Origin of the sequence: Kordiimonas lipolytica (genome assembly GCF_042651265.1) — a bacterium.
In the GTDB taxonomy this organism is placed as follows: domain Bacteria; phylum Pseudomonadota; class Alphaproteobacteria; order Sphingomonadales; family Kordiimonadaceae; genus Kordiimonas; species Kordiimonas lipolytica.
The window spans coordinates 1-11934 of record NZ_JBHSCR010000001.1 but is presented as its reverse complement, the minus strand read 5'-3'; the positions used below and the strand labels follow the sequence as shown (position 1 = coordinate 11934).

8 protein-coding genes are annotated in these 11934 nt (G+C 54.9%); 3 read left to right on the top strand and 5 right to left on the bottom strand.

Annotated features, from left to right (window positions below):
• The first annotated feature begins 18 nt into the window (after positions 1-18).
• Positions 19-1839, top strand: coding sequence for a tetratricopeptide repeat protein (locus ACFO5Q_RS00040; protein ID WP_068150379.1), 1821 nt, complete (start codon positions 19-21; stop codon positions 1837-1839).
• A gap of 3 nt (positions 1840-1842) precedes the next feature.
• Here the strand turns inward: ACFO5Q_RS00040 and ACFO5Q_RS00035 are convergent, their stop codons facing one another.
• Positions 1843-2556, bottom strand: coding sequence for a 2OG-Fe(II) oxygenase (locus tag ACFO5Q_RS00035; RefSeq protein ID WP_068150376.1), 714 nt, complete (start codon positions 2554-2556; stop codon positions 1843-1845).
• A gap of 146 nt (positions 2557-2702) precedes the next feature.
• Here ACFO5Q_RS00035 and ACFO5Q_RS00030 point away from each other — a divergent pair, with 146 nt between their 5' ends.
• Together ACFO5Q_RS00030 and ACFO5Q_RS00025 are read left to right on the top strand one after the other, a co-directional pair.
• Positions 2703-4565, top strand: coding sequence for a tetratricopeptide repeat-containing sulfotransferase family protein (locus tag ACFO5Q_RS00030; RefSeq protein ID WP_068150373.1), 1863 nt, complete (start codon positions 2703-2705; stop codon positions 4563-4565).
• Complete coding sequence (locus tag ACFO5Q_RS00025; RefSeq protein ID WP_068150371.1) at positions 4565-5488, top strand: class I SAM-dependent methyltransferase; 924 nt, start codon at positions 4565-4567, stop codon at positions 5486-5488. Before ACFO5Q_RS00030 ends, ACFO5Q_RS00025 begins: the two co-directional genes overlap by 1 nt.
• Before the next feature lie 155 nt (positions 5489-5643).
• Here ACFO5Q_RS00025 and ACFO5Q_RS00020 read toward each other — a convergent pair whose 3' ends face one another.
• From ACFO5Q_RS00020 to ACFO5Q_RS00005, 4 genes are all read right to left on the bottom strand, one after another.
• Positions 5644-8556 (bottom strand): TonB-dependent receptor plug domain-containing protein, encoded by a 2913-nt coding sequence (locus ACFO5Q_RS00020; protein ID WP_197421205.1) that lies wholly within the window; start codon positions 8554-8556, stop codon positions 5644-5646.
• A gap of 706 nt (positions 8557-9262) precedes the next feature.
• On the bottom strand, positions 9263-9826 hold the full coding sequence (locus ACFO5Q_RS00015) for a hypothetical protein (protein WP_068150365.1): 564 nt from the start codon (positions 9824-9826) through the stop codon (positions 9263-9265).
• A 40-nt stretch (positions 9827-9866) separates the two neighbouring features.
• The gene (locus ACFO5Q_RS00010) at positions 9867-11351 is read right to left on the bottom strand and encodes a M23 family metallopeptidase (protein WP_068150362.1); all 1485 of its coding nucleotides are present in this window, start codon (positions 11349-11351) and stop codon (positions 9867-9869) included.
• A gap of 354 nt (positions 11352-11705) precedes the next feature.
• Complete coding sequence (locus tag ACFO5Q_RS00005; RefSeq protein WP_068150360.1) at positions 11706-11912, bottom strand: hypothetical protein; 207 nt, start codon at positions 11910-11912, stop codon at positions 11706-11708.
• Positions 11913-11934: the final 22 nt, after the last annotated feature.

The following is an 11934-nucleotide window of genomic DNA, read 5'->3' as shown; positions in this document are numbered from 1 at the left end:
GGCAAAAGGAGGCTCTTTTTGAGTAACGCGCAGTTGCAACAGATCCTACAACAGGGCGGGCAGGCATTTGGTCAGGGCAACCTGGCAAAGGCTGAGCAATGTTGCCGTGCGATCCTCGCCCAGGTTGTGGCTGAGCCAAACGCTCTGCACCTCCTGGCCTTGATTCGGCGACGCCAGGGCCGGTTTGCAGAAGCAGAAAAGTCATTAAGACAGGCTTTATCCGGCCAGCCTGACAACGCGCAAATGCTCAATAATCTGGGCAACCTTTTGCGGGATATGAAGCGGCAACAGGAAGCCATCGGAGCCTATGAAAAGGCGGCCGCAGCGCAGCAAGGATTTGCCGAGCCGTTCTTCAATTTGGGGCTGGTCTACCAAAGTCTGGACCAGCATGATGAGGCAATTCAGGCCTTGGAAAAGGCTCAAGCCATCAATCCAAATGACCCGCGTTTCGCCAATGCTATTGGTATTTCCTTCAAGGAGACAGACCAGCTTGACAAGGCCGTTGAGGCTTACGGTCATGCGCTCAAGGTGAAGCCCGATTATTATCGCGCCCTCCATAACATGGGTGTGGCCCTGCGGATGCAGGACAGGCAGGCGGAAGCGCTGGATTATTATATGCGTGCCATGGCAATTGAGCCCAGGGTTGCTGAACTTCGGTACAACCTTGCAAATGCCCTTTATGAACTCGGCAGGTATGATGAGGCCGATGAACAATACCGCACGGCCATTGCACTCAAGCCAGATTTCCTGGATGCACATGAGACCCTGAACCAGATGTATTGGGAGCACGGCAAGCGCGACCTGTTTGCCAAGTCCTATCAGGTTGGGATCAAGAGCGCCCCGGATTCTGCGGAACTCCGGGAAGCCTATGTAAAGTCGCTGGAACTGGCGGGTAACCAGGAGGCAGCTGAAGCTATTGTTGATGAGGCACTCTCTGAGTTGGGCGGAGACGCGGGGCTGTTTCGCAGGAAGGCCCGCATTCTGGCGGCTAAGGGCGATGTGGATGCAAGCGTCGACTATTTCGACAAGGCAGTGAATGCTAACCCGGATCATCAGCCAATCCGCATGGACTTCTCTCGCCTCCTTATCCAAAAGGGCGAATATGAGCGTGCGCTCGGTCACCTGGAGGCGGCAGAGAAACTGAACCTATTTGACCAGGAGATGTGGTGTTATCGCGGCCTTTGCTGGCGGTTCCTGGGCGACAAACGTGAAGCTTGGCTCAATGATTATGACCGCTTTGTACAGCCGCAAAGGATCGAAACACCCGAGGGCTACGGGTCGCTTGAGGAGTTCCTAGAGGAGCTTGAGAAAACAGTGACAGATATGCATGTCACCCAGGTGCGGCCACTTGAACAGACATTGCGGGGCGGCACCCAGACGCACGGACGCCTGTTCTTCCGCCCTGTGCCTATCGTGCAGACCCTCAGGCAACAGCTGGAGAAATGCGTTTCGCGCTATATCTCCTCTCTGCCTGATGACGCAGAGCATCCGCTGCTCAGCCGCAAAAGCCAGACCTTCCGGTTTGCAGGTTCATGGTCTGTGCGGCTGACGAAAGATGGCTTCCATGTCAACCACGTGCACCCAGCCGGCTGGATCAGTTCGGCTTTCTATGTGCAGGTGCCTGAAAGCGTGTGTGATACTGACCAGGCCCATGAGGGTTGGATCAAGTTTGGTGAAAGTGGTCTTGCGCTTGGAGAGGGAAGGGAAGAAATCAGAAAGATCATCAAGCCGGAACCAGGGCTTCTGGCTTTGTTCCCGTCTTATGTCTGGCATGGCACGGTACCGTTTACGGACGACAGCGTACGCATGACCACGCCTTTTGACGTGGTGCCGACCTGAGCCCTATTTGTACCTGAACCAGCCAGTGATGGCGTAGCGCTGCTTGGTGGCATAGTTCGCTACATAGCTGACCGCATGATTCTGCGGCACGGTGAAGATATTGAGCGCATTGAAGCGCGGCAGGAATGCCTCTTCAATGTCCCAATTCTGGTCGTAGAACTGCAGGTAGCCGCCGAAATCCGGGTCCCAGTCGCGGGTGAAATTCAGGACAAAGGCAGCCACGCGAAATTCTTCGGTCACATTGTCTGTATGGAACTTCAGGAACTGGCCTGGGCCGTAGCGCGTGGCCTGGGCGTCGCCCTTGATGATTTCGGGACGGCCGGTGAGCGTGCGCATAAATTCCAGCACTTCTTCTGAATTGATGAACTCCAGAAGGCGGTCCAGAAGCGGCACCTGGCCCCAGCCGTTCATATAAGCGTCCAGAATAGGATAGCAGTTATAGGCGTACTGGAACCCGGTCCGCGCCCGGTCGTAAAGCGCCTTCAGGAGTTGTTGCTGCTCCTGCGGTGACATGCGCTGCATTTCTTCGGCGCGCAGGAACTGGCTTTCCCCGTTATTGTAGGCAAAGCCCCAGGGCACCTGCGTCTCCAGACAGGACGCAATTTTGGTGGCGCTCTCATCGGTCAGGATGTTGGGAATATGCAGGCGTTTTTTCCGAGCATAGTTCTTAGCCAGTTCGTCTACATCAAGTTGGCTGTTCAGCGAAAAGTCCGACATATCCACTCTTTTCCCTCTCTGGTGACTACAGGTCTTTTAACTTATGGCGGCCCATTGTAAAAGGCGAAGGCGGGCTTGCCGATGACTTTCCTGGCGACAAAAGGAAGCAGGCAGTCAATGGGACGATTTGGCTAAGGGAGAATCTTTTGACGATCGATCGCCTACTTGACCAGGCAGAAGGGCACCACCGGGCTGGTCGGCTCGACGATGCGGTAACCTTCTACCGGAAGGCGCTGTCGGTGTCTCCCGGGCATGCCGACGCCGATTACGGCCTGGGTACCGTGCTCATGCAGCAGAACAAGGATGCCGAAGCGCTATCCCATCTGGCGAGTGCAGCCCGGCAACTGCCCAGCGTGCCTGAATTCCAGTTCAATTTGGCGCTTTGCCTGGCCAAGGTAGGCCAGACAGAAGATGCCAAGGGCGCGCTTCTGCGGGCTGCGGCGCTTGCAGGCAACAACATCTATTTTCTTATTCCCATCTGTACCAAGATGGTGGAGTTGGGCTTGGCGGGTCAAGCCTACAACTGTCTGGACCGTTCGGGTGACCAGAGTCCCAAGGTGCGTATCCTGAAAGCCAAGGCGCTCGGGGCAACAGGCAATTGGCGCGGGGCAGCTAAAACACTGGCTGCCCTGACGGATGAAAATCCGGATGATCCCGTTGTGTGGTTCGAGCATGCAAAGGCATCCGGCTTTCTGCGAGATTATGACGATGCGATCGCCTCCTTCAGAACCTATATGACGAAAAAAGAGCCATCAGCGGAGGACTATCTGCGTCTCGCAGACCTTTTGCTGACCGCACGAAAGCCTGAGGCCGCTCAAGCTGAGCTTGAAAAAGCCATAGATGGCGGGATTGACCGGGCTGAAGCCCATCACCTTGCGGCCAAGTGCGCACGTCTTGAGGGCGATAAGGCGCGTGTGAGGAAGTTTGCCGATATGGCAATCGAACGCCGCCCCGCGTTTGGCCAAGCCTGGCAACTGAAATTTGAGGTTTCGCCTACCGACAAGCTGGCAGACCTTGCCGATACCTGCGTGGGCCTGGTTGGCGATGCGCGGGCTACGGAATGGGACCGTATCATGCTCGAGCTGACGGCAGGGCGAGCTTACGAGAAACTTGGCCGTTTTGGGGAAGCGTTTGAGGCTTTCGACCGAGGAAACCTCAAACATAAGGCATTCCTGGCGACGCGAGACTGTTCCTACGACAAGGAAGCAACCGTCGCGGAGCACGACAAGATTATCGCACGGTTCCCAAAAGGCGGAAATTATGCTGAAGCGCCTGCGCAGGAGGGGCGCAGGCCTGTCTTCATTCTGGGTATGCCGAGGTCCGGCACAACACTAGTTGAAAAGATTTTGTCATGCCTTGATGGCGTGGAGGCTGGAGGTGAAAACGAGGCAGTCGAATTTGTAGCCGCCCAATATTATTGGGACCTGGCGCAAGGCCGTATCGTGTGCCCAACCGAGATCGGTCCGGACAGTTTGGCGGACATGGCTGAGTCCTATTGGCAGAAAACGCCCCATACGCTGCCCGTTGTAACCGACAAGATGCCCCACAATTTCCGTCATGTGGGGTTGATCTGTCAGATGTTCCCTGATGCGCGCGTCATCTACATGCGGAGGGACCCAAGGGACGTGTGCCTGTCCATATACAGCCGCCTGTTTCCGGAAGCGCATGGCTATGCCGTTGACCTGGATTGGCTGGCGCATTTCTATGCCGAAAACATGCGGCTTAAAGATCACTGGAAGGCCGCGTTCCCTGACCGTGTGCTGGAAGTAGTCTATGAAGACCTGGTGGACGATCCCGCAACCCACACCAAAGCCATTGCAGACTTCTGCGGCCTTGATTGGCACGCCGGCTGCCTTGAGTTCCACAAGAGCAAGGGCACCAGCTTCACCTTCAGCGAGCTGCAGGTCAGGAAGCCTTTGAACAAGGAAGGCATCGGGCGTTGGCGGTACTATGCCCAGCAACTGGAACCGCTTGAGGCAGCGCTGAAGCGCTATGGAGTGCTTTCCTGATGGCGGCCGGGGAAACAGCCTGGACCACCTATTGGCATGCCAACCGGCTGGATAGCTGTATTGTGCGCCCGGGCCAGCAGGATGATGACCAAAAAGCCATCTTCGACTTCTGGCGGACGTTTGTTTCCGGTACGCCGGACGGGGGACAGATTCTTGATCTTGCCACTGGGAACGGGGCAGTTGCGTTACGTCTTGTCGAGGCGGCCGTTGAGCTGGGCCAGGACATATCAGTGAAGGCTGTCGATCTGGCTGACATCCGGCCTGAAATCTTCCTGAAGGAATATGGGGACCTGATCCGGTTGATCGAGTTCGAGGGGCAGGTTGATATCTGTGATTTGCCGTTTTCCGATCAGTCTTTTGATGGTGTTGTATCCCAGTTCGGCTTTGAATATGCGCCGCCTGTGTCGGCGGTTGCCGAACTTGCCCGTGTACTTAAGCCGAGTGGCACATTCCAGTTGCTGGTTCACCATAAGTCAGGGGCTTTGGTGGCGCCGAATGTGGCGCAAGTGAATGAAATTGACACACTGCTTCAGGCTGGTGGGCTGGTGGACTGTATTCAGGGGCTTTTGGCCGGTACGGTCCGAATGGAGCAATTGGAGGCTGAGGGTAGGCGCCTGCTCCAGCTTTATGACAACCAGTTGCCTCGGATCACGGCAGAGATATTCGCGGCTGTCAGGCAGCTGTTGACGCGTCAGGACCTTGACCTGATCGTTCGCGCTGAAGGTGCAACAGATATGCGTCGCCGGCTTGAGGCCGAGCAGGAACGCATGCGACAACTTGGCGATGCGGCTTTGGCCGAAAATGATGCGGCAGATCTGCGGCAGATCATGGCAGAAGCTGGTTTGCGGGATGTTTCCTATGAGCCGTTTCACGTTGGCGCGGACCAGGCGCTTCTTGGCTGGCAATTTGCTGGGCGCCGTTGAGCCGAAAATTTCATCAATGACATCAGAAAAGTAGCAGCCACTACAGGGCATCCTGTCTTGCTGCCCGGTCAATGCTGGCCCGGCTATTTCCTATGGCCAAAAAAGAAAGCGGCGGGCAATGCCCGCCGCTCCCGTGTTCTGATTAAGCCGATGGCTTAGAAGCGCACACGTGCACCCAGGAATACGCGCGTACCGATTGCGTCGTAAGTTTCTGGGAAGGTGTTTGCTTGCTCTTGGCTGTCACCAACAAACGTAGGCTTGTTGTTGAAGATGTTGCGAGCACCACCGTACATCTGCAGGTTCTCGTTCACGTCGTACGTGAAGGACAGATCGAAGTAGTTCTCAGCTTTCAGCGTTGGAACTGGCAGATCAGCGCGAGTCAGGCCCGCGTTTTTGATCTGGTCGTCTTCAACGCTGTCGAGCCAACGCCAGTTCAGCGAGAGCTGAAGTGGGCCGTTCGTCATCGTCGTACGCAGGTTGAAGCGGTACTGAGGATCAGGCTCGCCACAGGTGTTACCATAGGTGCCTTCACAATCGTTTACCGTACCTACGAACAGGTCAGGTGTAACTTCGTTGTTGATTACATGCGTACCAACAAAGTTGAAGTCGATGGAAGAACCGCCTTCGAAGAAGCCGAAGTCAACATCCATGCCGTAGGACATCTGGAGGTCAACACCAGAAGTCTTGATCTGACCGATGTTTGCGTTACCGGCAAACACAGTGTCAACGTTACCGTCAAGGCGACGAGTAACTGCCTGACAATAGATCGAGTTCAGGTCCTGAACAGTGTTGTAACAGATGTCCAGGATGTTGTTAACGCCGCCACCCAGGGTGGAGATAGCGTCATCGATCGTGATGTCGTAGTAGTCAACCGTCATGGTGAAGCCAGGGATGGCTTCTGGCGTGATCACAGCACCGAAGGTGTAGGTGTCAGCGCTTTCCTCGAAGAGGTCAGGGTTACCACCGAAGATACCTTCGATCTGGCCGTTTGCTTGGGTGAAGTTACCAGTCTGACCAGCAGGAACGCCAGTTGCTTCACAAAGCGAGATCAGGGTAGCAGATGGGCTGGCCGTTGCATCGGAACATGGGTCAGATGCGCCTGGGAAGCCGTTTGCGTTACCTTGGAACAGCTCAAGTACGTTAGGAGCACGTACCGCGCGCTGATACTGTGCACGCAGGCTGATGTCAGCTACAGGTGCCCAAGTCAGACCACCAGCGTAGGACCATACGGAACCTGCAGTGGAGTAGTCTGCGTAACGAGCAGCAAGGCTGGCTTCGAGGTTTTCAGCCATTGGAGCACCAGTGATGAGTGGCAGAGCCATCTCAGCGAACACCTCGTAAGTGTCAAAGCCACCTACAGTTGGCTCACCAGCGTTAAAGCCGAGAACGTCACCGGATGCCAGGAAGGTATCAGGCGTGAACGCGGATTCGTCTTTACGGTATTCAACACCGATTGCCAGACCAACTTCACCAGCACCAGTCCAGTCACCGAGCGTACCGGAAACGATACCCTGGATATTCTGGGTTTCGATCTGAGTTACGTTGGTTGCGGAGATGTTTACGAAGTCAACAGCTTCCTGGCTGATGTTGCCGGCACCGAAGATGTTCAGTGGTACACAACCGCCGGATGGATCCTGACATGCAGTACCATCGTCAGTTACTGCAATCGCTTGAACGAAGCGGGAAGCAGAAACGTCATTTTTCAGGAACTGGAAGTTGTCTACGCGAGCGTAGCTGTAGGATACATCGTAGGACCAGCCATCACCGATTTCGCCATCGAAACCAACGAGAATGCGGAATGCATCACGAGTGTCGAGAGCCTGACGTGGGCCGTTTTCAACCATACGACGGCCAACGAATGCGAAGACGTTCTCGTCTTCCCAGCCGGAGTTAGGATCGTTTGGATCAAGCGTACGCAGGCTGCGCCAAGCTTCCTGCACGTCAGCAGTGAAGAATGGGCTGTCTGGGTTGATTTCAACAGTGGTGAAGGCAGGCGTTGGAGCCAGCTCTTGCGGCACTTTGTTCGATACGAACGTAGCTTCCGTGTACATACGAACGCTGTCGTTGATCTGATAGTGTGCCATTGCAGACGCCATCCAGCGCTCTTGTGGGAGCTGCAGGAAGTTGTCTGGAGCGTAGTTGAAGCTGTCAGACGCTGCGGAGTAAGGCGCACCGGAACCGTCGCTGTTGAAGCGGCCCAGGAGGTATTCACCAGCAGTACCTGGGTTCACAGTTGGGCGAGTGAAGGTACGAGTGCCAGGGATACCGGAGGAGCCGAAGCCACCCAGGCCAGTGCCTGCACCATATGCTTCACCTGGCAGACGGTCTGGATCGCCGCCTTCGCCAAGAGCGTAAGTGGAGAACTTACGGTCGCCTTGCATCAGAGACTTACGCTTAGCGTAGTTCACGAACAGGGTAGCGTTACCGCGACCGTCAGCGAAGTTACCGCCCATTGTAGCGTCGATGTTGTACTTCTCAGCATCGCCGTGAACAGTGGTGTCGTACTGACCGGAAACTTCCAGACCTTCGTAGTCGTCTTTCATTACGAAGTTAACAACACCGGACATAGCGTCGGAACCGTAAACAGCGGAAGCACCACCGGTCACAACTTCCACACGCTCGATCAGCGTAGAAGGAATGGTGTTAAGGTCAACCGTACCAGACTGACGAGACTGGAGGTAACGGCGGCCGTTTACCAGAACCAGTGTACGGAAAGAACCGAGACCACGAAGGTCAACAGTTGCAGTACCGTCACCTGGGTTGTTGGAAGAACCACCAAAGCCTGGGATCGTTTGTGGCAGAGTAGCAAGTACCTGCTCAACGTTCTGTGCACCAGTCAGTTGGAATTCTTCAGCACCAACAGTAGAAATTGGGGAAGGAGCCGTCAGGTCGCGACGTACGATGCGCGAACCAGTTACGGTTACTTCTTCCAGGTCCATATCAAAATCGGAGTCTGCATCTTGTGCAGAAGCACCGGTTACGCCTGCGCCCAGCGCGAAGCTGGCGAGCAGTGTTGCGGCGCTGCCCATAAGGGCGGAGCGGCGCAATTTCATGAGTTCCTTAGACACTCTGCGTTTCCTCTTCTGTATTATTGCTTTCCAAGCACTCGGAATATGCGGAAATTACTTTCCGCCAATATCCTGTAGCCAGAATCTGTCCCTGCATGACAGAAAAGTTTAATATTCCCGATAGCTGAACTTTGGGATTAGCAAAATGGTGTGTCATTTGCGCCACAGACATAAACCATGGTTATATAGGGTGCCCTGAACGCCGCAGTGGCTGTATTTTTGCCGGTTTAACCCTCAAAAGTTGAGAATATTTAGTTTAGAGCGAAAGTTTTTCTTCGAGTGTTGGGTTTAGGAGAAACCGTTTCTCATCAGATGGTGGCGATGGCGGTTGAATACGGGGGGCGATGCTTCTTTTCAGGCAGCTGTGAGCTTGGCTGCAGTTGCAGTTGTTCGAGAGGCCGCAATTCTCACGGCATCAGGTGCAGTTCAGGAGAAAATCTCAATGAGCATAGGTGTTTAGTTTCAAATTGCAGTCGGGGCTAGCCTGGAACCGGCTGGGCAGAAGCGCCCTGGTTTTATGAGTTGACAGTTGCAGAAGCCATGCAGCCTTCCGAAAGGCATGCGAATCATTGCACTGGTGGACGCGTATGGCCCTTGATGCTTCTGGCGCGACCGTTTCTTTATGTGGCTTGCCTGCAACAAGTTGATTGAGCATCCAGCAAGGAAGCGCGGCGAAGGCTCCCTTGCTTTTGTACTTGGCTGCGGTTTAGTTGACGCGTTTGACCCGGAAGGTGCGGCGGGCAAGTTCTATTGTCAGCAGATAGCCACCAAAAGTTGTCTTATTAATATGCACGGCCATGCCTTCCTTGATGGGCCCGGTACGTCCACCGTCCGTGATCTGCCAGACCATGCCGTTGTTCAGAACAAGATATTTGCCACCAACGCGTGGCTCGATAACGCGTTTGATGGTGGTGTCCACCCGGTCGACGGTTCGCACCTCGGCATCGGCTTTGCCGAATTCTTCGGTACGCATGGCCTCCACCTCTTCTTTCCGCCGCTGTTCTGCTTCGGCCAGTTTGCGCTTCTCTTCCTTCAGAGTTCTGGCTTCTTCTTTTAGCTTCTTCGCTTCTTTGAGGCTTGCTGAAGCCTTTTCAAAGTCGAATCCGGCAGCGGCCTTGTCGAAGCAGGCCAGGCGCGATACATCATCCTTCAAGGTGACACATTTTTTGAATGTTTCCAGCTTGGGTGTGTCTTCCGCCGCGGCATTGTCTGCGGTTCCGCACAATGTCAATGCTGTGGCCACCAGAATGGTGGCGGCAATCCTGTTCATGAATGGTCCCCCTTGAACGTCGATACGTGTGACAGCCTTGTTATCTGTCTGCGGTTATCGCTCTCTCTACTTCGGCGCTCACGCTGGCGGGTACGTCAGCCGCGTCGACCGATGCGGTCTGTAAAATCTGTTGTTGCATCAGAATTTTGTCAATATCTGAGGCGAGCGTGGCTTGCACTTTCTGGAATGCCGCCAACTGGGTGCTATCCAACTTCCGGCCCGTTGGCAACTTCAGGGTCAGTGGGTTCGCATGGCGACCGTTCACAAGCACTTCATAGTGCAGGTGGGCAGCCGTCACCCGCCCGGTCGCGCCAGCATAGCCGATAATCTGGCCTTGCTTGACACGTACTCCGGCCTTGATACCTCGGCCGTATTTGCTGAGATGTGCATAAGCTGTCTCATAGGTGCTGTTGTGTCGGATACGGATATAGTTGCCGTAGCCGCCATAGCGGCTGGCCCGTTCCACTACACCGTCCCCGGCGGCCATGATTGGCGTGCCGGTTCGGGCACGGAAGTCCACGCCGGTATGCTGCCGGGTATAACCCAGTACCGGATGTTTGCGCTTGCCGTAGCTTGATGTCACGACTGTAACGTCCAGCGGTGTTTTCATCAGCGCCTTTCGGGTGCTGTGGCCATTGGTGTCAAAATAGTCTCCGCGACCATTTTCATCTTCGAAATAGGTGGCTTCCAGGGTGCGCTTTTGAAGCTCAAGCCGCATATGCAATATCCGGCCGTCGGCAAGATCCCCGAAGTCGGGCGCGTACGTGCGCTCGAAATAGACCTGGAATCTGTCACCAGTCCGGATTTCGCGTTCGAAGTCCACGTCGAAGCTCATCAGGCGGATCAGCTCCACTATCACAGGAGTGGGCAATCCGACCCGCTGTGCTGACATATAAAGACTGTCAGTGATTTCCCCTTCGACCAGATGGGTCAGGGGAAGTGTCGTAATGGTGGACCGTGTTGCCTGGTAGCTGCCTTCAGCGGAGACCAGAACAGCCTCTTCTTCAAAGCTGTCTCGCATTCGAAGCTCCCGGATACTGCCTTGATTATCAGTGGCAGGGATGATGCGAACCACCTGGCCCCGCTGAAGGCGCCTCAGGTTAGTGACATCCTTCAATACGCTGACAGCTTTGTGTGCTTCAACAGACGACACCCCGGCCCGGAGCAGCAGCCCGATCAGCGTCTCATTTCTTTTCAGGCGATAACTTTGCGCAGAGGTGGCCGCAGGCTCGGCCTCTGGCGCCATTTCTAACGCCGCACCTTCATTGGTCGGCTCTTTGGCCTGCAGAGCGCCTGCCGCTTCGTTCGGCTGCGACACAGCTATTTGCTCAGCCAGGTTGTCTGAGGCTAAAGGGTCGTCATTCGCAAGGTTCAGAATCAGGACAAGCACCAGTCCGGTGCCGGCCATGGCGGCGAAGCCTGACGGCGACTCGGTCAATTTCAGCGCCTGTGCCAAGCGACTTTTCATCTGGGCGCGCCGGACGGGGTCGGAAATCTTGTCGCGAATCTCATTTAATCGAAACATCTACCATCCTCTGATTCACAAAACCCGCTCCCGTTACTGCAAGATGATTCACGGCGCGGTGCTCTTTAATTCCTGATTAGAGTCTTTATATATATAGGGCAGTATATCTGACATGGATTCACTGTCAATTTGATCGTGAAATCCGGCCTTGATGCGCGAAAAGCCGCAGGTTTCTGCGGATCATAACGGAGGGGTGTAAAAAAAGTGCAAAAATGCCAAAAAAGCGCTTGCGCTTTGACGCCGATCCCCCTAGAAACCGCTCCACCGACGGGGCGCGCTGCTCTACCGGACGGAGCCCCACGGGGCACCAACGCCGGATAGGAATGCCGCACCGACGACACGGTCTGAAAGTTGTTAAAAACTTTGTTTGAAACGACTTGACACGGAGGGTTCGCCCACCATATACAGACCGCCTTGCCGCACGCTGACGAAATGTCCGGTCCGGCACATTGCCTGAAACGCGAAGATAGTTTCAAACTGGTTTTCCGGTCGGGCAGTTTTTTGCTCTTTGACATTGTAGATTGGAAGGGAGATGTGGACGGTGGTCTGGTTGATCATCATCTATATTTTCCGACATGTTTCA